Genomic DNA, 21,216 nt, shown 5'->3' with positions numbered 1-21,216 from the left:
CATAGAGGTGGGAACCGAATTTCTCACCGGTTCGTCCAAACCCGCAGACCACTTCGTCGGCGATGAGGAGGATATCGAAAAGCCGCGGAAACCACGCCCTCGGCGTTTACCGTCGCCTTAGCGCCGACAAAGGGATTGGTGAATTCGACTTGATCGGTTTGGTCACGACAAGACTGTAATATTGATCGATCCCCAAGCCCGCCTGCAGCAGTCCCTCCATGAAATCCTGATAGGTAGCCATTGAATGGGTCGCGACGCGCATCAGATAATCGATCCGCCCCCCGATGGCCCAGCAATCCAGGATTTCCGGAAATTCTTGGATCGCAGTCTCGAAATGTCGTTGGTCCTCGAGGCGATGACGATCCAGCACGACCTCCACCATGACAAAGACCATGCCACCGATGAGGGCCGGACTCAGCCGCGCGTAAAACCCCTCAATAATCCCTGCGGCTTCGAGTGTACGGAGCCGCTCCGAGCAGGCCGACGCCGAAAGATGAACGCGCTTCGCAAGCTCGCTTTTTGAAATCCGAGCGTCCGACTGAATCTCTGAGAGAATGCGGTAGTCCCAAGCGTCCAGGCGCGCAGGATTGCGGTTCGACTTCATGACCTTCTGCTCTTAGCCGTTGTCGACAATGGAATTAGTGCCAACCAACCGAGCCTGGGCCAGGAAGCATCAAACGCCGATGTTGCGTGCGATGCTGTCGGCCGCCATGCGCTTGCGCCACTCAAGAGGCCCGGAACTGTGAATCGAGTTTCCCTCAACATCGATAGCCATGATGACAGGCATATCCTGGACCTCGAATTCATAGACTGCTTCCATGCCGAGATCCTGAAAGGCAACGAGCCGCGCTGACTTGATTGATTTTGAAATCAGGTAGGCAGCCCCTCCCACTGCGATGAGATACGGCGTTTTGTGTCTTACGATCGACTCGACGGCTGCCCGTCCTCTTTCCGCTTTGCCCACCATCGCGAAAAGCCCGGTTTTCGCGAGCACCTTGTCCGTAAAGTCGTCCAAGCGGCTCGAGGTTGTTGGGCCAGCCGGCCCGACGACCTCATCTCTTACCGCGCGGACTGGTCCAACGTAGTAGATAACGCGTCCCTCCAGATCGAACGGAAGCGGCTTGCCGGCATCGATCAACTCGACCATTCGCTTGTGGGCGGCGTCACGGCCTGTCAGCATCTTTCCGGACAGAAGGAGCGTTTCACCACAGCGCCACGATGCCGTCTCTTCTTTGGTCAACGCGCTGAGGCTGACTCTTCGTACGCCGGCTGGTCTCAATTCGTCGGTTCCGATGTCGGGCCATTCGCGCAAGTCGGGCGGCTCCAGACTGATTGGTCCGGAGCCGTCCAAGGTAAACTTCAGGTGCCGGTTGGCCGCGCATTGCGGGATCATTGCAACGGGCTTGGACGCCGCATGGGTAGGATAAGTCGCAACCTTGACATCGACGACTGTCGTCAGGCCACCAAGGCCTTGGGCGCCGATGCCCAGCGCGTTAATCCGTTCATAAAGTTCAATCCGCAGTGCCTCCTCCGCGCTCGCCGCCCCCTTGGCGATCAATTCCGCCATATCAATGGGCTGGTTCATGGCCTCCTTGGCCAGCAGCATCGCCTTTTCAGCGCTACCACCGATGCCAACGGAGATCATGCCGGGCGGACACCACCCACTGCCAAGCGTCGAGACTGTGTCAACCACCCAGTCGGAAATGGACCCGCTGGGGTTCAAAGTGGTAAAGCGTGCCTTGTTCTCTGACCCACCGCCTTTTGCGGCAATGGTGATCTCAATCTGGTTACCTTGCACAAGGTCAACATGGACGACCGCCGGGGTGTTGTCACAAGTATTGACCCGTCCGGCGAGCGGATCGGCAACGATCGATGCCCGAAGGGGGTTGTCCGGGTCGAGATAGGCCTGACGGACGCCCTCGTTCACCAGGTCTGCGAAACTGGCCATTGATTTGATCCGGGCGTTCATACCGACTTTTGCGAAGACCACCACAAGGCCGGTGTCCTGACAGATCGGCCGCCGCCCGAAGGCCGCCATGCGGGAGTTCAGCAGAATCTGCCCTATTGCGTTCTTTGCCGCTGGACTCTGTTCGCGCGCGTATGCCTGCGAAAGAGAGTGGATAAAATCTGGAGGATGATAGTACGAGATGTACTGAAGGGCGTCGGCCACGCTCCTGGTGATGTCCTTGCCGATAATGGTTAGTGTTCTTTTACCCACGAAAGTTTATCCAAACGAACCGAGGCCATTCACCATTTTTAGAATTTGGAAGCTTCGCACCCCCTGCTCGCCGCCTTCATAACCGTAGCCGCTCTGCTTGATGCCCCCATACGGCGCGTCCGCGGAAACCCCTTTCAGGTAATTCACACTGACAGCGCCTGCCGAAAGACTGTTGGTCAGCTTTCGCTGCGCATCGGCAGCGTCCGTGAAGAAGTAGGCGGCCAAGCCATACTCAGTGGCGTTGGCTTCCTGGATCGCCTCATCGAGCGTGTCGAACGGCGCAATCGTGAGGATCGGCCCGAACGGCTCTTCATGAAGCACTCTTGCTTCCTTCGGTACGTCCGTCAGGATAGTTGGCGGCCAGTAGAAGCCTGGTCGCTCAAGACGGGCGCCACCGGTCTCGATGCGAGCGCCGCGTTCGACGGCGTCTTTGGTCAGGCGCTGCATAGCCTCGATGCGCCGCGCGTTCGCCATCGGACCCATGTCCGTTGCAGGATCGTCTGGTGGCCCGATCTTGATCTTGCGAGCCGCATTCGTCATCCGGGACAAGAATTGCTCATAGAGAGACCGAGCGACAAGAATCCTGCTCGGCGCATTGCAGCTTTGCCCCGCGCACTCGAACTTGTATTCCGAAATTGCCGGTATGGCTTTTGCGAGGTCGGCATCCTCGCACACAACCACCGGCGAGTGTCCACCAAGTTCAAGGATGCAACGCTGCAAGTTATTCGCGGCGAGCGTGGCCAGCTGTTTTCCAACCGCGGTTGAACCCGTGAAAGTCAAGACCTTCACGATTGGCGAGCTGAGCAGATGCCGCGATATATGCACCGGCACACCGAAGACAAGATTGACCACGCCATCGGGGATACCAGCTTGGCGCAACGATTCCACGATGTGGACAGCCGCGCTCGGTGTCTCTTCAGCCCCTTTGAGGATCACCGGGCAGCCTGCCGCCAGAGCGGGGGCGAGCTTGCGGGCGATGAGAACGGCTGGATAGTTCCACGGCGTAAAGGCAGCAACGACGCCGAGCGGCTCCGGGGCGATCATCCGGTTCGGGCCTATTGGAATCGGGGTCGACAGCTTTTCGGCATGCCTGCCGTTCCATTCCAGCGTTTCGACGGCACGCGTGTACTCACCTGTCGCTTCGGCAACCGTCTTTCCTTGTTCGGCCGACAGGTCACTGGCTGCTGATTCAATCTTCGATGCCAAGATTCTTGCGGCTGCTACCAGAATCTCGCCACGTTCTTTTGCAGGCAGTGAAGACCAAGCCTTGCGGGCGTGTTCTGCCGAAGCCAGGGCTTCATCCAGATCAGACACTGTCGCCGAGGCCACGGAGGCAAATACCTTCTCCATTGCCGGATTAGTCACCGGCAATGTGGCTCTGCTACCACCGGCCCGCCATTTGCCATTGATGAAGAGCTCGTGGCTCCTGGCGTCGGACATCGAGTGCTCCACTTGTGTGAATTCCAGCCATGCGAGTGCCTTTCGAATTGAAACGGGCAACTCCGCCTGAGCCAGTTTCAGCGCGAGTGTCGCGGAAGGTCAAATATCGAATGTTGCCGAAATCCATCTGGAATCCAGATCGATCTGATCCTGATGGCCGCAACAGGGTTATGGCATTGCTTGAAGTCGAAGGGTTATCAGGCCGCGTCAGGAGCCGCGGCTGCCCAGCCCCGGCTCTCAATTAATTCTCTGGTGACCTTGGGGATGAGCTTGCGAACCGCGGAGACGGCCGCGGAACGCTCATCTTTCGGATTTACAGCAAGTACGACGGAGCGGGTAATCACTGGATCTACGATTTTGACGGTTCGGATCAGCCCCTGAGAAGCTTCTTTCTGGACCGCTGACGGGGCGAGAATAGAATAAGCTTTTCCCTCTATAACCATGTTGATGATTGTCGAAAGCGAGTCCACTTCAATCCTGACATCCAACGCGCAACCATGTTGTGCCACGACGTCAGCCACCGAACGTCTGACGTTGTTATTGCGCATGGGAACGGCCAGCGGGAATGCATGTAGGTCAGCCAGAGATATCGCATGTTCGAAAGGCGGCTCGCCGGATGGGACCACCAGACAAAGGTTTTCGCGGGCCAAGACTGTCATTCGCCCCACGCTGTCCGCGGTGCGGTAGAGAACTGCCAGATTGAAGCGTCCAGCAGCCATCCACTCCTCTAGCGGTCCAGTCATGCCCTCGACCATCTTAAGGGAAACTTTGGGCAGTTCGTTTCTTACCGACTCAAGCAGCGGGCCGCTTAGGACTCGAGCAGCTCCAGACGGAATGCCAATAGTCACCTCCCCCGCTGGGGAACCAGCTGAGTTGGTCAATTCCACCTCGGTAAGTCGAATTTCACTGAGAATCGCCCGCGCCCGATCGAGGAGTTTGGCTCCCGACGCCGTGACACTCACGCCTGTCCTATCGCGTATTAGCAGCTGCGTGCCGAAGCCTTCCTCCAGTTGACGCACGTGAAGGCTCAGCGCGCTCTGAGCGATATTAAGGAAAGCAGCGGCCTTCGTGAAGCTGCCTGCTTCAACCACGCCAACGAAATATCTTAGCTGCCTGATTTCCACGGGTACTCTTCCGAGGGCCAACTCCAATTTATGCAATCTATCTCGAAATGCGATGGCGCGACAGCAATAATTATGCCACAGCGCAGAGACCGTCGGGCGAGGCCAACTGGGAGGCGTTTGTGAAGTCTCGCCCTTTCTCATCCGAACGTCTCAAACGTCCAGCTCGGCTTTCGGGCCCAGCGCGATGATTTCACGGGCCCTTTGAATGACCGGTGCATCGACCATCTTTCCGTCCACGGCGAAAGCACCTCTGCCCCGGGCCGAGAAATCGGATTGCGCCGCGACCACACGATGGGCCCACTCGAGTTCTTGTGCGCTTGGCGAGAATGCCTCATTGAATATGGCCACTTGTGTCGGATGGATCGCCAAGGCTCCGACAAAGCCAAGCCGCCGCGCACGCGTCGCGGCTTCACGAAGCTTATCGCTATCGGAGAACTCGCCGATGCTCCCTACGAAGCCCAGTGGGAGCAAGCCTGCCGCGCGGGCGGCAAACAAAACAGAAAGGTTCGGCGCCAACAGAAGGTCGAACTCAGGGGACCCGCCGACAGCGGCACTGAAGTCTTCGGGACCCAGCGCCATTGCGACCATCCTGGGATGCGCCAACGCAATGGCCTCGAGCCTTTGCAAGGCGCCTGGGGTCTCGATCTGGGCAAGGAACCGGATGCGTCCCAGCGGAAGACTTTTTTCCCGTTCAAGTTCTGAAACTGCATTGGCGATCTCTAGTACCCACTCTGCCGAATCCGTCTTGGAAAGTACAAGCGCGTCAACCCCCGCTATCACTGCTGCCTCAAGATCGGCCGCCAAAGCGCGCAAACCATGATTAACCCGGACCAGAACAGATGCGCCTTTCCGGCACACCTTGGCCACGCATTCAGGAAGGTGCCGCCGTGCTTCTCCCTTCTGATCCTGGGGAACGGAATCTTCGAGGTCGAGTATGACGCCATCCGCACCCCGCTCATGGGCCGTCTCCACAAAGCGCGGTACGTGAGTGGGTACGAAGAGGAGGGATCTCCAACGCGTTACAGACATCGGGGTTTCAACTGACGGAGAGGTGTCCGCGATCATCGACTCATCTCTGCAATCAATCTTAGCGAGCGTGACGGCAGTGGGCTTGCTGGATGCCCAACGCGCTGACATGATCGGAGGTACACAGGCTTTTCGAAAACCGCGAGTGCACTCCCCAAACTCAGACGCGCGCTCACGCTGACGCGGCTCTGTCGCGCAAAAGCCCCAGAACCTCGTCGCGAACAGCGTCAGTATGAGCGCCAAGGGCCGGAACTGGGCGGAGCGAGGGCTGCTCATAATTGAAAATTGCCGCCGGCGCGATCGTCTCGACGCTTCCTCCAGGCGTGCCAATCTCAACTCTGCGGACATGTGGATGTTTTGAAACATCCGCCACTTCGCTCAGTCGGCCATATGCCAGTCCGGCCGCCTCAAGCTCCTGCATTGCTACCTGGCAGGATAGTTCAGAGAACCGCCGTTCAATGATCTTATCAAGTTGCGCACGGTGACCGAGGCGCTCCATATTATCGGCAAAACCAAGCGCGCGTGTAAGTTCCGGCTGCTTGAGAAACTTTTCGCAAAAACTCACCCATTCGCGGTCATTCTGAACCGAAAAGATGACGTCCTTACCATCGGCACAACGATAGGCCCCATACGGCGCCAGAGACGGGTGTTTCACACCGGCGCGTTCGGTGTGGTAGTCGCTATAGTCGTTTTGCAGAACCGGAACATTCATCCAGTCAGCGACAGCATCGAACAGTGACACCTGAATGCTGGTCCCTTCGCCGGTGACCTCGCGGTGATACATCGCCTGAAGAATGGCGCTGTGCGCTGTCATGCCCGCTGAGATGTCACAGACCGAGACCCCGATACGTGCGGGCCCTTGTTGGTTGCCGGTGATCGCACAAAGACCTGTTTCGGCCTGGACGATGAGATCATAGGCCTTCAAATGTGAATAAGGCCCTTTGTCACCGAAACCCGAGATGTCACAGGTTATCAGGCGCGGAAATCGGCGACGCAGGTCAGCAGACCCGAAACCTAGTTTTTCGATGCTGCCCGGCTTCAGATTCTGGATAAAGACGTCGGCAGCGGCAATGAGCGCGTCGAGGACCTCGCGGTCCGCCTCCAACCTCAGGTCCAAACACACCGATTCCTTACCCCTATTAAGCCAGACGAAGTAAGCACTCTGCCCTCGGACCAACTTGTCGTAGCTTCGGGCAAAGTCCCCTTCGGGCCGTTCGATCTTGATCACCCGGGCACCGGCATCCGCGAGCCTAGACGACGCATAAGGCGCGGCCACGGCCTGCTCCACCGCTACGACGGTGATCCCCTCAAGAGAGTTCTGCATGCGACACCGCGCTTTTCATCCGATTCGATCTGAGTCCGACGACGATTCAGCATCACGAGCAATCGGTTCTGCTCGTTACCGACGATGGAATATGCCTCGTCGACACCCATTCCGGGCTTCGCAAGCATCATGTCGGCTTGGATTGCAACCGATACGTGGACAGAAGCCTGGGCGGAGAGATCTGTCTCGGTACAGCTTCCTCCAACATATGCCCCTACCCCATTCTCCTTACAGATGAGAACGGCGCGCGCCGTATCGGCAATTGAGCCGACATCGGGTGTCTTGATCTGGACCAGATGCGTCGCTTTGGCTTCTGCAAAGAGCCGAACATCCTCAAGCGTATTGCATCTCTCATCCACCACAATGCGTGCGCTGGAACCCCGGTTGTCCAAGATCGATACGATCTTGGCGTAGTTCTCAATTTGAGCTCGTGTAGAACCAAAGTCCGCGGGGGCCTCGATGTTGATCGTAAAACCCGGAACGGTATCGGCAACCTTGCAGATAAAATCGGCAATGCTTTGCGACTCCAGGCCGATTTCCTGGCCGATCCAGCCGTACACATCGAAATGAAGAACCGGCTGATACCCCGGGCGGCCGAGTTGGCGCGTGCGCGTTGCAACCCACTTGACAAAGTCAAGGAACGTCTGGCCGCCTTGGCCAAATTTCTGCCGTGAATTGATCAGGCCATGGGGAAGCACATCCACCGACTTCAGGATCATCTTGTCGACATTGATTTCGCGGGCATCGCCGCTTTGGCAGTAAATCGGGACCCTGCGCGTTGGCAGCGGTAGATCAAATTCACTGCATATGATCTCCGCCATCGTCGTACGTTGAAGATGAGCCGCTGCGCGAAGGAGCGCCTGGCTCACGCCATACTCAATAGCGAGAGGTAGCCGCTTATGTTCGCAAGGCTCGAGAACCGTCGCACATGCATCAAGGTAACGAGAAGCATCGGCCTCAAGAAGCCGGGGCACCACAACGCGCGACGTCAAATCCGAGATTTGAGCGGTTTCAAACACAGGATCGCGTCCGCCAGCACCAGAGTACTGCACGTTCATCATGTCGCCCCAAACAACGGTTTCGTCGGTGAGGATCAGCCCGATGCTGAGCGAAGATGCTGGAATGCGGATCGAAGTGAATCCAGGCGTTGTCGGTTCGCCGACATAGATGAAGCCTTCCTGGGCTGCGCCCGAGCCAATGGCAGCTTGATCGTCATAGAAGAATGCGCCGTTGCCAGGCGCAAGGACGACGTCTTTGATCTGCAAATCGGTCACTCGATTCATCCTGACGGGATTAAATTCTTTCCGCTACTGACGCGAGGCGCTAGCTGCCACCCGCCTCTTAGGTCTTGAGCGGCCGCGCAACGATCGCTACTGCTTTGTTGGCTTCGACATGCACCCCCGAGCTTATGGCCAAGACGGTGGATGTACCAGGCGCGCGGATATCAATGGACTCAGCGGACAGCGAATCCATCGGATGCAGGATACCTACTAGGTCTCCCTGCTTCACTTCATCCAGCACCGAGCAGCGAGGTTCGAAGATGCCCGCCGCAGGCGATTTCAACTCATCGGGCGGGCCCGTTTCAAGCGTTTGTCCGGACTTCTGTTGACGGAAAGTCGGATACTCGGCCTTTCCCTCAATCAGCCCGAGCGCGATGAGCGCGTTGCGCACTCCAGCCTCGTAGATCGCGAGATTGTCCGCGCCGACCGTGCCGCCGCCGAATTCAGTGCAAACAAATACCTTCCCCTGGTTTTGGGCGGTGATATCAAACATTCCAGCCGTGTCGTTGTGCTGCCAGACCAATGTCAATGGCAATTTGAACGCTTCGGCCATTCTCACTGTCCTCGCCATGAGATCGGGATCGGCAATGGGGTGCGTCGTGGCCGCCGGTGGGAAATCCCAGGTTGGTCCGAAGCTGTGCAGATCAAACACGGTGTCGGCCATTGGCAACAATACCCGCGAAACTGCATCCGCGATTCGTTCAGTCACTGACCCGTCGGAGCGGCCCGGAAAAATGCGATTGAGGTTTAACCCGTCTAGGGGAGTATTGCGGCTCCATGCCTCCACGGCCAATGGATTAAGCACCGGCAGGACGATGACTCGCCCACAGGTTTGCGCTTCAGGCAGCCACTTAACAAGCCGCCGCGCGACAATTGGCCCCTCCATTTCATTGCCATGATTTCCGCTGGTGACAAGAAGGCGCGGTCCCTCTCCTTGATTGAGACTGAAGACCGGGAGCGAAAGCTCTCCGCAATCGGCACCTCCTGGGACAACAAGATGCCCGCTGCTCACGCCAGGCGTATCAAGATCAAACGTGAAATGTGATGCTTCGCTCATTGTTCAACCTGCTTCGAGTATTCGGCGATCTGTCGCCGGGTTTACGATAGCTCTTGCGCGTGTGCGTTCTCCTGCTCTGGAAGTTTGCGCTACGTGGTGTTCAATGCGCCAATATAATGTCCCGGCCGGTGCCATCGCATTTTTAGATGGCCGTCTGGTTTGGTGGAACAACCGCTGCTCGACCTCGCAAGGAAGACGGAACGATGACGAATAGCTGGCAAGTGGCTTCCGCGCTTATACGCCAGGACCGCCGCGCCCGGGAAACAGCCAGTCCTGCGCCTTCGCCAGCCGCAGGAAATCCGCAGGATGCGCAGAAGATGGGCCCGACAGCATCACGGTGCGTCCTTGCCACCCTTGCCGTGCTCGACCCGGATGCGTTCGCTGTCGATGTTGCCGACCTTCAGTCCCACGGTCTCCGAAGCGCGAAGGCCCGCGCGTACCGTGGTCAAGGCCGTCCGCGTCTTCAGGCTCGGCACCGCCTAAAGAAAGCGGGCAACCCTCGTCGGCGCACAGCACCACCGGCAGCGGGCGCGGAGCGGGCATAGACGATCTGTTCCGGAATCTCGGCATGGGTGGCCGAGCGTCACGCCGTAGAAGAACCGCAGTGCGTACACCGTCAGGTTCAGCGCAGCCCATGAGATCCCGGTCGAAAGCAGATCCACATGGAAAGCGCGGATGTCCTCAACGCCAAGCCGGTCCAGAGTCGGCCGTGAAGAATACGGAAGCCGCTGATATCGCATAGGAATAGTCTACTTTTCAGGCTTCCGAATTGCAGGTAACGGCCAGTTTGTGGATAGTTTTCTTGCAATTCCAGTTTGCGATTTCGCCGCCTGGCGAAGCGTGATTCACTGCTTTCATCGCAGTGAATCGGAGCCAGGCGATGGGCAGGCCACGCGAGAAGCGCGAGACGGGAGAGCAGGATCTTTTCCGCTCCAGGCTCGATCAGATCATCAACATGAAGCACGAGCTGGTGCGCCTGGCGCAGGCGATCGACTGGCCGGTGCTGGAGGAGCGCTTCGGTGCGGTCTATTCGGACGGTCCCGGCATGCCGCCGCTGCCGACCCGGCTGATGGCGGGGCTGGCGATCCTCAAACACACCTTCAACCTGTCAGACGAGGTGCTGTGCGAGCGCTGGGTGGAAAACCCCTACTTCCAGTATCTGTGCGGCGAACGACCTGCCCTTCGACCGCTCGTCGATGACGCGCTGGCGCAGCCGCATGGGCGAGGAGCGGATCGTCGCGCTTTTGCAGGAAAGCCTCAGCATTGCGGTCAAGACCGGGGCGATGAAGCCGACCGACACGCGCCAAGTGATCGTGGACACGACCGTGCAGCCGAAGAACGTGATGTTCCCGACCGACGCCAAGCTCATCCACCGGGCCCGCGAACGGCTGGTGCGGCTGGCCAAACGGGCGGGGCTGGATTTGCGCCAGACCTATGTGCGGGTCGGCAAGCTGGCGCTGATCAAGCACCAGCGCTATGCGCACGCCAAGCAGTTCAAGCGGGCCAACAAGGCGCTGCGCAGGCTCAAGACCTATCTCGGCCGGACCGTTCGCGACATCTCCCGCCAGATCGCCGGCGACGCGGAACTGGACGCGCTCTTCAAATGGTCGCTCTACCAGGCCTCTACCGTTCTCGAGCAGCGTCAGCGCCAGCGCGGCCGCAAAATCTACAGCCTGCATGCGCACGAGGTGGAATGCATCGGTAAGGGCAAGGCGCATGCGCCCTACGAGTTCGGGGTGAAGGTGTCGGTGGCCACCACGCTGAAGCGCTCAAAGGGCGGCCAGTTCGCCCTGCATGCAAAAGCGCTGCCCGGCAATCCCTATGACGGCCACACGCTCGCAGCAATCATCCCTGACATGGAAAAGACCATCGGCAACGAGATCAGCCGCGTTCTCGCCGACGCCGGCTATCGCGGCCACAACGCACCGGAGAGCCACAAGTTCAGGGTCTTCACCGCTGGTCAGAAGCGCCGTGTCACCCCAGCCATCAAGCGCCAGATGCGGCGGCGATCGGCCGTCGAGCCGGTGATCGGCCACATCAAGAACGAACACAGAATGGGCCGCAATTACCTCGCTCACACCCAAGGCGATGCGATCAACGCCATCCTGGCCGCAGCCGGCTATAACTTCTCCCTCCTGCTCAGGTGGCTGAAGCAATTTTTGTGGCTCTTGATCGCCGCGTTCCTGAACCGGCCGAAGCAGCTTGCCGCTTAACGGTCAAGATTGTTCACGGTCGACTCCAGAGAGCGGCCGAAATAGCGGGAAGACTTCGCCACCGGACCAAGTATCAAATAGATATCTAGTCGAGCCGAGCTGTCGGAATGGACAACAGACAAACTAGATGCCGCGGCCCCAGCCGAGTGATCACGTTGAATTCGTACTTAACTTAATGACTCCAACGTCGTTCTTGATCGCTATTTGGGTTCCGAACGGCTCCGAGAGCTTCTTAAGACGCTCCAGAATTGCATTTGCTTGCGACCCGATGGCCAGCTGCGGGATGCCCCGGTTGGCAAACCTCTTCGAGTAACCGAGCTCGACCGGATAAAGTCGCAATTCGGCAAGCTGGTTGTGCTCAAAGCGGCTCACTGTGATAACGCTCTGATAGTAGACTGGGGCGGAGAGCGCTTCCACAAAACCCTCTGCCGTCGGGTATCCTTTTGCCTCCTCGTCGACCGTCACCTCGGCATCCGTGTCGACTTGCGGGTCCCTGCCGTAGGCCTCGAACATGTCGGCTCCCACAGGGGTCCGGAGGTCGTCGTAGAAGAAATTCCCCAAGCTATAAAAGACGGGTCGCCCCTTGTAGATCTCAATGCCACGCAACAGATGCGGTCCGTGTCCGACATATGCGTCCGCTCCGGCATCGATCATTTGGTGCGCAAACGCTTGTTCATAGTCAGCCGGTTCCTGGCTCCAGTTCCCCGGGCTGTGACAGTGGTTCGTAACGAGGCAGAAGTCGGAGAACTGCTTGCCGCGGCGAACGTTCCGTAGAATGTTGGCGACATCGCGCGAGTCTGCTTCGTAGCTGTAGCCGACCTTGTTGCCTGCTTTATATATCGCCCCACCGACCATGACCCGGTTCGGATCTGTTTTGCCAGCCTTGTAGTCCGGCAACGCATCACGTATCCGCCTCAAACTCTCAAGCATCTCCGGCGGTACGACGATGCTTTGGGCCAAACGAAGGGCATTGAGCCCTGGTCTGCCGGGAGCCTCGCCGGCGGGATCGCACGCTCGAGACATAGGCGCAAACGATGTAGCCAATGACAACAATGCAGCGCGTCCGCGGGTGGTTTCCAGAAACCGTGCGGCCCCGGCTTGTGCGAGATTTTCGCCCGCACCTGCGTGGACTATACCGCTCTCATCGAGCACCCGGCTCGTCTGGCGCATGCCTTCAACACCCCAATCAAGGGTATGGTTGTTCGCGCGGCCAACCAAATTGAAGCCCATCGCCTTCAAATCGGGTCCGAGCTCCGGTAGGCTGATGTGATACGCGCCGCCGTGCTCAGCCTCCGGACTCCCCTTGAACGACCGAATATCGAAGATCAGCGTTTCCATGTTGCCAAACGTGACATCGGCGTCATGAAGAATATTGACGACGTCGCCAAGGCCGGGATGGTGGCCTTTTGTTAGGGCTCGCGATACGATGAGGTCGCCAACTGCTGCCATCGTGAAGCCATCCGCAACGTTCGTTGTGAGAGAACCTACCTTGTCATAGCTGGCACCCTGCGGGGCCGGGTGACAACCGTTCTCGTGTGAAGGTTTGTCCATGGACTTCTCCTCGTCTCTCTTCTTGCCGCACTTGGCACGATGTTGCGTTTTCGTCTCATATGGGCGCTCGAGATCTTGGAACAGGTGAATAGGCTGCGGCTATACTGCATTGATCGAAGAATTAGCCGCCGCAGCAGACTGGCCCGGGATGCCTGTAGCCGGAGCGCGCACATGACAGGCCACGAGGCGGCCATCTGCCATCGGTACCGGAGGCGGTACCTCGATGCGGCACCGCTCCACGGCGAGCGGGCAGCGCGGGTGGAACGCGCACCCAGTCGGCGGATTGATGGGGCTCGGCACCTCACCCTCCACGGACGCCTCCAGCCGAACGCGCGTCGGATCCGGCACCGGAGCGGCCGCGATCAGCGCCTCGGTGTAGGGATGGCCTGGCTTGGCGAAGAGCGCCTCACACGGGGCGAGTTCTACGATCCGCCCCAAATACATAACCGCGACCCGATGGGCGATGTGCTCCACGACGCCGAGGTCATGTGAGATGAAGACGAAGGCGATGCCCATCTGCTGCTGTAGATCCAGAAGCAGATTTAAGATTTGCGCCTGCACTGAGACGTCGAGGGCTGATACCGCCTCGTCGGCGATGATGAGTGAGGGCTTGAGCGACAGCGCCCGTGCAATGCCGAGCCGCTGGCGCTGACCGCCCGACAATTCGGAAGGGAGCCTGTTCATCATCTCAGGCGCCATTCCGACTTTTCGGAGAAGGTCCGCGGCGACTGCCTGGCGCTGGTTCCGGCTGAGGCGCTCAAAGTTCTCGACAGGCTCAGTAATGATCTGTCCAGCCCTGAGGCGCGGATTTAGCGACGAGTAAGGATCCTGAAAGACCATCTGCATCCGACGGCGCCAGGCGCGAACCCCGTCCTTCTTGAGGCCCGCAATATCGGTCCCATTTATCAGCACGCGCCCGCCCGTCGGCTCTACGAGCCGCATCAAGAGCCGCGCGACGGTGGACTTGCCACAACCGGATTCCCCAACGATACAGAGTGTCTCGCCTGCCTCGACGGAAAAGGATACATCCTCCACCGCCCGGATAGGAATGCTTTTCTTGAAGATTCCCGCGCCGAGAGGATAATGCTTGGTCAGATTTTCGACTTTCAGCAAAGGACCACTCATGCGCCCATCACCTCTTCGGCGCGCCAGCAAGCCGCGGCGTGGCTCCAACCGACATCACGCAGGGGCGGCCTCTTCTCGCGGCAAATATCGATCGCGAACGGGCAGCGAGGCGCGAAGCTGCAGCCCACGATGGGCTCGCGCAGGCTTGGCACGATGCCGGGGATTTCCGGAAGACGGCGCTGTCGGCCACGCCGCCGGTCAGGCACCGATCGCATTAGACCCTGAGTGTAGGGATGCGCCGGACGTGCGAAGAGATCGATTACGGTTGCCCGCTCTACGATACGGCCAGCATACATCACGATCACCCGTTGGCATGTCTCGGCTACAACGCCCAGGTCATGCGTAATGAACATGACTGCCGTTCCCGTGCGCTCTTTCAGATCCACGATGAGACGCAAGATCTGTGCCTGGATGGTAACATCGAGCGCAGTGGTCGGCTCGTCGGCGATCAACAATTCCGGCGAGCAAGCGAGAGCCATGGCTATCATGGCGCGCTGGCGCATGCCGCCCGACATTTCGTGAGGATAGTTGTTGACCCGGCGCTCGGGATCCGCGATGCGGACGAGACGGAGCATCTCCTCGGCCTTTGCCATCGCCACCGAGTGGGACGCTTTCGTGTGGATCTGCACCACCTCGGCGATCTGGTGGCCGACCGTATAGACCGGGTTCAGGCTCGTCATCGGCTCCTGGAAGATCATGGCAATCTGGTCACCGCGGATCTTTCGCATCTCCCGATCGGACAGCTCAAGGATGTCGCGTCCGTGGAAGCGGATCTCGCCACCGACAGTCCTGGCAGTCAGCTTCGGCAGCAGACGAAGAATGGAGAGAGCAGTGACGCTCTTCCCGCATCCGGATTCGCCGACGACGCCGAGGGTCTCGCCTTTTTTGACCTGGAAGGTGACGCCGCCCAAGGCGCGGGTAACACTTTCCTCGCCGTAAAAGTGCGTCTCAAGGTCGCGAACGTCGAGAAGCACGTCGTTCCCTGCGGTTTGATGCATCTGCACGTTAGCGCCTCCGCTTGGCGCGGGGATCGAACATATCGCGCAAACCGTCCCCGAGCAGGTTGACGGCAAGGACCGTGACGGCAAGGCAGATACCGGGGGCGAAGATCGTCAATGGGGCGATGTCGAGGTACAAGCGCGAACTGGCGATCATGTTGCCCCAGCTGGGGATCTCGGGCGGCACGCCCACGCCGAGGAAGCTCAGCCCCGCCTCAGTCAGGATCGCGCTAGCGCAGACGGTAGCGCCCTGGACCATCAGCGCGGGGATCGTGCTCGGCAGGATGTGTCGCCACAGCACCTTCGGCAGGCGCGCCCCGCCGCACAGCGCGGCCTCCACGTAGGGACGCTCACGAACACCCAGAACCACCGAACGAACCAGCCGCGCGACGGCTGGCGTCTCGGGGATTGCGATCGCGACGATGAGGATGCCGATTCCCGGTCCTGTCAGAGAAATGAGCGCAATCGCCAGCAGAATCGTCGGGATCGACATCAGGCCGTCCATGACCCGCATCACGACCTTGTCGAAGCTGCGGCTGTAGCCGGCGAGGATGCCGATCAGGAGCCCGGCGAGAGCCGCGCATGCCGCCGACAGCAATCCGACCATGAGGGAGATCCGGGCGCCGAAGATCGTTCGCGCAAACACGTCCCGGCCCAGATTGTCGCTCCCGAACCACATCTCGGCGGTCGGTGGCTGAAGGCGCTTGAACGGATCCATGTTCACAGGATCGCCGGCGTAAAGTGGGGCAGCGAGCGCCAGAATGCTCAGGAGCGCCAACAGGCCGCCTCCTGCAAGTACGAGCGGATGCCGCCTTGCCAGACGGCGAAGATCGGATAGTCGTAGCCGGCCGACCGGCACGGCTTCAACTGTTGCGGAGATGAGCGTCATATCAGTACCGGATGCGCGGATCGATCAGCGTATAGGCAAGATCGACCGCGAGATTGATCAGGACGTACAAACCCGAAGTCAGGATGAGCACGCTCTGGATAAGGGGATAATCGCGGTTGTCGATCGCATCGACGACCAGACGACCGATGCCAGGGATGTTGAACACCGTTTCGGTGATGACGACTCCGCCGATCAGATAGGCGAAGCTTATGCCGATGACAGTCAGGATCGGGACGCCGGCATTCTTCAAGGCATGGTGGAAAAGCACGGCATAGGACGAAGCGCCTTTGGCAGCAGCCGTTCGCATATAGTCTTCGGACAAGACCTCGAGCATGCTCGCCCTGGTAACCCGGGCGATGAATGCAATGTAGCCGAGACCTAAAGCCACGATGGGAAGAATCAGGTGCACAAACCACGTGCCGAGCCCCCCATCGATCGGCACATATCCCTGAACCGGCAGCCAGTGTGTCCTGATGGCGAAGAAGTATATGAGGAAATAACCGGTGACAAAGACCGGGACGGAATAGCCAAACGCTGAAAAGACTGTGAGGAGGCGGTCAATGAGCCCGCCACTTCGCCACGCGGCAAGGATGCCGAAAGAGACCCCGACCGTCACCGAAAGGATCATCGTCAGGATCGACAGGGAAAGGGTCGGTTCAAGCCGCTGCGAGATGAGCTCAAGAACCGGCCGTCCAGCAAAGATCGAGGTGCCGAAATCACCGCCCAGCATGTCGCGCACCCAATGCAAGAACTGAACCGGCATAGGATCGTTCAGTCCCAGCTGCTCGCGGATGCCGGCGATCATCTCCGCCGTAGCCTGCCTGCCGGCGATCATGGCCGCCGGATCGCCCGGTGCCAGTCTGAGAAGCAGGAACACGAAAACCCCAACCATCGCCATGACGGCAATGGCCGAGATCGATCTGCGAAGGATGTAGCCGGCCATTTCGCCTCAAGCCTTCTGCATGTTCCACATCGGGAGGATCGCCGGCATGCCGATCAGACCGGTGAGTGCCTTGCGGCGCGCGATCGGCGAGACAACTTCACCCAGCAGAACGGTGCCTGCGAAATTCCAATATTCTTGTTGCATCTTGCGCGCCAGTGCCTTGCGCTCTTCAAGCGTTTCGACGTTCGACCATTTGGCGCGAAGAGCCTCATATTCATCGCTCTTCGGCCAGCCAAACCAACCCTTCTCACCATTCGCGCTTAGAGTAGGGTTACCGACTGGATCGCTACGTTCATAATCGGTCTCGTTCGTGATGAATATGCTCCAGCCGCCGTTCTCAACGGGACCGTTGTTTGCCCGGCGCGCGACAAGCCCGCCCCAGTCGCTAGGGGCAAGCTCGGCATTGACCCCAATCTTTCGCAGTGTTGCCGCCAGAAGCTGCGAGCAATTGCTGGCCTCCGGCCAATCCGTGGATTGGAGGATGACGACCTTCTCCCCGGCGTAGCCGGCTTCCTTGAAGAGCTGCTTGGCTTTTTCCGGGTCACCACCCTTCTTGTACCATCCCGTATTTTCGTCGTTGGAATAAGGTGTATGGTTTCCAAATATCGAAGTGACGGCGCTAATGTATTCTGGAGGAAAACTGATGCGCATAAATGCCTCCTGATCGATCAGGTGGAGCATCGCTTGGCGCGCCTTGACGTTGTCGAACGGCTTCTGCAGACAGTTCATGCGCATGAAGTAAACACTTCCCGACTTGTTCAGAACCTGCAGTGCAAGGTTGGCATCGCTCTCAATTGCTGAGTAAAGATCGGCAGGCGGCGCTGAGAGGAAATCGACCTCGCCCGACTGCAAGGCCGCAAAAGCAGTCTGCTGATCGGAAATATTGTCCCAGATGACACGATCGACGTTGACGATCTTCCCGCCGGCCAGTCCGTCGGCCGGTTCGTTGCGCGGAACGTATTTTTCATTACGGTCGTAGGTGAAGTTCGAGCCCGGCTTGGCAAGAGCCTCGTTGAATTTGAAGGGCCCAGATCCGATACTCGCGGTCACCTGCTCTGTCGCAGGCCGGCTCGCGTCTTTCTGGCGCATAATGTATAGGCACGGCGGAGCCACTTTCGCCAGAATATCGGTCAGAATCCCCAACGGCTCCTTGAGCGCGATCGTGAAGGTCTTGTCGTCCTTCTTCGAGATGTCGTTGGCGCGCGCCATGATCAGCTGCCCGCCGGGATCCACTTGGGCCCAGCGACGGATCGAGGCCACGCAATCCGCCGCAGTGACGGGAGTGCCGTCGTGCCAGCCTAGACCATCGCGGAGCTCGAACGTATAGGTCTTCTTGTCGTCGGAAACCCCCCATTTCCCAATCATTTGCGGCTGTGGTGTCAACTTGGTATCAAGTGCAAAGAGCGTATCGTAAACCACCAGGCCATGGTTGGCAGTGATGGTTGCCGTCGTAACGACCGGGTCGAACACACTGAGGTCACCCATCACCATCCGGACCGTCCGCGCTGCTGCCTGTGCTCGCAGGACTGATGGGATCGATATAGCCGCTGCGGCAGCCAAACCCGCCTTGATCATTTCGCGTCGTGAGATTGTCATGTTTCAATTCCCGTTCCTTAGGTTTAGTGGCGCTGTTGATCCACGGACCTACCCTGCTGGATGAGCACCGGGACAGTCAGCGGCGGCCAGGATCTCGCTGCCGCGCAGACTTTGGACCAGTTCCTGCGGTCTTGCGGCAGGTTCGGCCCTGTAGACGGACTGGATTCCACTTACTAGCACTACCTATCTATGTGCTATCTATGTGATCTCGTTGATGACGGCCGCTACCTTTACGCTAGTCTCTGCGCAGGAGGGTTATCATAAGCTTCAATGGGCACCTTTTCGGGCGCCGCACCTCGTCCGAGAGTCGCGACAAAGCCCGGCCGGCGACGAAATGTCACCCGACCGCGACAGCGAACGGTAGTCGCGCTGCATGAAGCGCCAGCAGTCACCAAAAAAGCTCATGTATCCTCCCGTTCTTTTTTTTGCTATTTGACCGTTTAGTCGATTTTCAAGTGCGGCAGAGCTTACGTCAAATTCAGTCTGTGTATCGCGGCCATCTAGCTCCGAGATGGACTCAGATTGGCGGAGGCGCAATTCCATCGGAGTATCCCAGGAGAATGTAGCGGCGAATGTGACCCTAGGCCTGTTGTATTTCCATCCGCAGCGTAGCCCCGGCACCCCCGATCAGGACCATCAGAATCGTGCGGTGGGCGATTTGCGAGAAATATTGACCCGGTCGAGAGTCGGTCCGCTAGAGCGGGATGCATTCGAGGAACTTGGCGTTGGTCGCGATAGGACCCCTCCAAATGTGAAACTCCCGGCCTTCATGTCTGGCAAGTGCGTGCCAAAAACTGGGAAATGCCGAAACGGTCCATGGTTCCTTACTGTACCGTCCTTTGGCCGCCACGTCCGTTCTCTGCATGCATTTTGGATGGCGGCACCGTGAAGGGGATGCCGCCCGAGGCACCCACGATGACCAAGTTCTGTTGGACGGTTCAACAATCGGCAGGGCGCCAATGTCCCGCCCTTAAATCCGATCGTCTGCCCGTCTCCACCTTTCCCTTGGATCGCTGCGACGGTATCGGCTTTCAGCAAGGATGGACCCGTCCCTTCATAATTGATTGGTTCGAGGGGCGTCAGGACGCCGAGGTCGCCGATCAGCGTGTGCACGGCACGACCCGCGTGGCCTCCGAAGGAGCGCTTTGCACAAGAAGCCGGCACGGTTCGCCCGCTCGGCGGGGGCCGGTCCGTCCAGGCGCGGATTCTGCATCCCCTCATGGATCTCCATACGAGATGGGCATCGCCTTAGTGTTCATCTCGCATGACCTTAGGGTCGTAGAGTATATCGGCGTTCGGGTTGCGATCATGCCTTCCGGGCGGATCGCGGAACTCGCCCCGCGCGAGACGCTCTTCGCCAAGTCGGAGAGTCAACACCTGCGAGCCAGATCACGCGCACTTACCCGGCTCATGCTCATGCGATCTCGCGATGAACTGCTCTCCTATGTCCCTTTTATCACTCCGGGAGGCAAGGAGCTTCTTACTGTTCCGGTTCCCCAAGGGTCGAAAATGGGGTGATCGACCAGTCGATTGAGTCGATGGCACGCTGAAGTATCGCCTCGGTCCGAGCAAGGGTGGGTGAAGCGGCTATGACATGTCCGATCTTATCTCGGTAATCGCCGTGCCTACGGATCGGCGTCTTGGGTTCAACATAGAGCTTGACCTCCGCGATACCTGATATAGCAGCCGCCTCGCTGTCGCCATTGATCCAATCGAGGGTGCCATCGCAATCGGGAATTAGGTACCTCGCGGCCGCAGTGTGCGAATGCCTTTTGCGCAAATTCCATTCGTCGCCGATGACAAGCTTGATGTGCTCGGTGACGAGATCAATACCGTAAGCCAGCTGAACCATGTCAGCAACGGGCGAACCCGCAAGACGCGGATTGACTTCAATGACGACTGGGCCAAGCTTCGTCCACCGGAGTTCAATGTTCGTTGGCCCCCAGCCAAGGCCGAGAGCTGGCAAACAGCTCAGCGAAACATCGGCGATACGTTTATACTCGTTATCAGTCAACGGGGCCGGGTAGACGTGCCCACGACAGACGAAATTTGGTGGACCGTAGTCAGCGGCGGCGATGCCAATCACCTCATTTCCCATTATTTCGAGGTTATACTGCGGGCCTTGTGAGAATTCTTCGACCAGTACCCGCGGTGAGGACCGCCATATATGCTCCCCGCCCAACAGATAGGTCGTATGTTCGGCTAACTCGTCGACGTTGCGGCACAATCGGACACCGCTGCTGCCGATGCCGACGGCTGGTTTAAGGATCACCGGCAGGCCGATCTCCGCGGCAGAGCGTTCAACCTCCGTCGCATTCGCTGCCAAGCGATAAGCAGGTATTGGGACGCCGGCTCCCGCGAGGAGCTGACGTTGAACGAATTTGTCGCAGCATCGTTCAATCGATGCGGGGTTCGGTCCCGGTAAATCGAAA

At 58.8% G+C, this 21,216-nt stretch carries 15 protein-coding genes and 1 pseudogene; 1 reads left to right on the top strand and 15 read right to left on the bottom strand.

All coding sequences use genetic code 11. The features are described from left to right. Positions 1–106: 106 nt before the first annotated feature. The 8 genes from CK215_RS29610 to CK215_RS29575 form a co-directional block, all read right to left on the bottom strand. Entirely contained in the window at positions 107–604 is a 498-nt protein-coding gene (locus tag CK215_RS29610) for an Lrp/AsnC family transcriptional regulator (RefSeq protein WP_095833031.1), read from the bottom strand. 69 nt (positions 605–673) lie between these two features. Then, positions 674–2,218, bottom strand: a complete 1,545-nt coding sequence (locus CK215_RS29605; protein WP_095833030.1) for a fumarate hydratase — start codon at positions 2,216–2,218, stop codon at positions 674–676. A 6-nt stretch (positions 2,219–2,224) separates the two neighbouring features. Next, on the bottom strand, positions 2,225–3,658 hold the full coding sequence (locus CK215_RS29600) for an NAD-dependent succinate-semialdehyde dehydrogenase (protein ID WP_095833029.1): 1,434 nt from the start codon (positions 3,656–3,658) through the stop codon (positions 2,225–2,227). A 197-nt stretch (positions 3,659–3,855) separates the two neighbouring features. Further along, positions 3,856–4,782 (bottom strand): LysR family transcriptional regulator, encoded by a 927-nt coding sequence (locus CK215_RS29595; protein ID WP_095833028.1) that lies wholly within the window; start codon positions 4,780–4,782, stop codon positions 3,856–3,858. 150 nt (positions 4,783–4,932) lie between these two features. Beyond that, positions 4,933–5,847, bottom strand: coding sequence for a CoA ester lyase (locus tag CK215_RS29590; RefSeq protein ID WP_170950438.1), 915 nt, complete (start codon positions 5,845–5,847; stop codon positions 4,933–4,935). Positions 5,848–5,980: 133 nt separating this feature from the next. Further along, positions 5,981–7,132 carry a CaiB/BaiF CoA-transferase family protein gene (locus tag CK215_RS29585; protein WP_095833027.1) on the bottom strand — a complete coding sequence of 384 codons (1,152 nt, stop codon included), beginning with the start codon at positions 7,130–7,132 and terminating at the stop codon, positions 5,981–5,983. Next, positions 7,099–8,397, bottom strand: a complete 1,299-nt coding sequence (locus CK215_RS29580; protein WP_095833033.1) for a methylaspartate ammonia-lyase — start codon at positions 8,395–8,397, stop codon at positions 7,099–7,101. The genes CK215_RS29585 and CK215_RS29580 overlap by 34 nt, the downstream gene beginning before the upstream one ends. Positions 8,398–8,473: 76 nt before the next feature. Further along, positions 8,474–9,469 carry a succinylglutamate desuccinylase/aspartoacylase family protein gene (locus tag CK215_RS29575; RefSeq protein WP_095833026.1) on the bottom strand — a complete coding sequence of 332 codons (996 nt, stop codon included), beginning with the start codon at positions 9,467–9,469 and terminating at the stop codon, positions 8,474–8,476. A gap of 880 nt (positions 9,470–10,349) precedes the next feature. On the opposite strand from CK215_RS29575, the pseudogene CK215_RS29565 reads away from it, so the two are divergent. After that, positions 10,350–11,682: pseudogene (locus CK215_RS29565) on the top strand (IS5 family transposase). Positions 11,683–11,832: 150 nt separating this feature from the next. Here CK215_RS29565 and CK215_RS29560 read toward each other — a convergent pair. From CK215_RS29560 to CK215_RS29525, 7 genes are all read right to left on the bottom strand, one after another. Beyond that, a complete protein-coding gene (locus CK215_RS29560; protein WP_095833025.1) occupies positions 11,833–13,233 on the bottom strand; it encodes a CapA family protein in 1,401 nt (466 codons plus the stop codon). A 99-nt stretch (positions 13,234–13,332) separates the two neighbouring features. Further along, a complete protein-coding gene (locus tag CK215_RS29555) occupies positions 13,333–14,358 on the bottom strand; it encodes a dipeptide ABC transporter ATP-binding protein (protein ID WP_095833024.1) in 1,026 nt (341 codons plus the stop codon). Next, the gene (locus CK215_RS29550; protein ID WP_170950439.1) at positions 14,355–15,356 is read right to left on the bottom strand and encodes an ABC transporter ATP-binding protein; all 1,002 of its coding nucleotides are present in this window, start codon (positions 15,354–15,356) and stop codon (positions 14,355–14,357) included. The genes CK215_RS29555 and CK215_RS29550 overlap by 4 nt, the downstream gene beginning before the upstream one ends. Before the next feature lie 7 nt (positions 15,357–15,363). Continuing rightward, positions 15,364–16,245 (bottom strand): ABC transporter permease, encoded by an 882-nt coding sequence (locus CK215_RS29545; protein WP_095833022.1) that lies wholly within the window; start codon positions 16,243–16,245, stop codon positions 15,364–15,366. Position 16,246: 1 nt separating this feature from the next. Beyond that, positions 16,247–17,188 (bottom strand): ABC transporter permease, encoded by a 942-nt coding sequence (locus CK215_RS29540; RefSeq protein ID WP_095833021.1) that lies wholly within the window; start codon positions 17,186–17,188, stop codon positions 16,247–16,249. A 6-nt stretch (positions 17,189–17,194) separates the two neighbouring features. Further along, positions 17,195–18,784: an ABC transporter substrate-binding protein gene (locus CK215_RS29535; protein WP_095833020.1), complete on the bottom strand. Its 1,590-nt coding sequence runs from the start codon at positions 18,782–18,784 to the stop codon at positions 17,195–17,197. Between the two features lie 1,480 nt (positions 18,785–20,264). Continuing rightward, positions 20,265–21,216, bottom strand: a 952-nt coding sequence (locus tag CK215_RS29525; RefSeq protein ID WP_141245583.1) for an acetyl-CoA carboxylase biotin carboxylase subunit family protein, incomplete at its 5' end; no start/stop codon positions are given.

The organism is Mesorhizobium sp. WSM3864 (assembly GCF_002294955.1).
Classification (GTDB): Bacteria; Pseudomonadota; Alphaproteobacteria; order Rhizobiales; family Rhizobiaceae; genus Mesorhizobium.
Note: the sequence above shows the minus strand (reverse complement) of the source record. Positions and strands in the feature narration are given on the sequence as shown.

What these genes read in the sequence shown, in the direction of transcription:
- CK215_RS29610 (WP_095833031.1), bottom strand. Translation starts at nt 604, where the DNA reads ATGAAGTCGAACCGCAATCCTGCGCGCCTGGACGCTTGGGACTACCGC.
- CK215_RS29600 (WP_095833029.1), bottom strand. Translation starts at nt 3,658, where the DNA reads ATGTCCGACGCCAGGAGCCACGAGCTCTTCATCAATGGCAAATGGCGG.
- CK215_RS29590 (WP_170950438.1), bottom strand. Translation starts at nt 5,847, where the DNA reads ATGATCGCGGACACCTCTCCGTCAGTTGAAACCCCGATGTCTGTAACG.
- CK215_RS29585 (WP_095833027.1), bottom strand. Translation starts at nt 7,132, where the DNA reads ATGCAGAACTCTCTTGAGGGGATCACCGTCGTAGCGGTGGAGCAGGCC.
- CK215_RS29575 (WP_095833026.1), bottom strand. Translation starts at nt 9,469, where the DNA reads ATGAGCGAAGCATCACATTTCACGTTTGATCTTGATACGCCTGGCGTG.
- CK215_RS29560 (WP_095833025.1), bottom strand. Translation starts at nt 13,233, where the DNA reads ATGGACAAACCTTCACACGAGAACGGTTGTCACCCGGCCCCGCAGGGT.
- CK215_RS29555 (WP_095833024.1), bottom strand. Translation starts at nt 14,358, where the DNA reads ATGAGTGGTCCTTTGCTGAAAGTCGAAAATCTGACCAAGCATTATCCT.
- CK215_RS29550 (WP_170950439.1), bottom strand. Translation starts at nt 15,356, where the DNA reads ATGCATCAAACCGCAGGGAACGACGTGCTTCTCGACGTTCGCGACCTT.
- CK215_RS29545 (WP_095833022.1), bottom strand. Translation starts at nt 16,245, where the DNA reads ATGACGCTCATCTCCGCAACAGTTGAAGCCGTGCCGGTCGGCCGGCTA.
- CK215_RS29540 (WP_095833021.1), bottom strand. Translation starts at nt 17,188, where the DNA reads ATGGCCGGCTACATCCTTCGCAGATCGATCTCGGCCATTGCCGTCATG.
- CK215_RS29535 (WP_095833020.1), bottom strand. Translation starts at nt 18,784, where the DNA reads ATGACAATCTCACGACGCGAAATGATCAAGGCGGGTTTGGCTGCCGCA.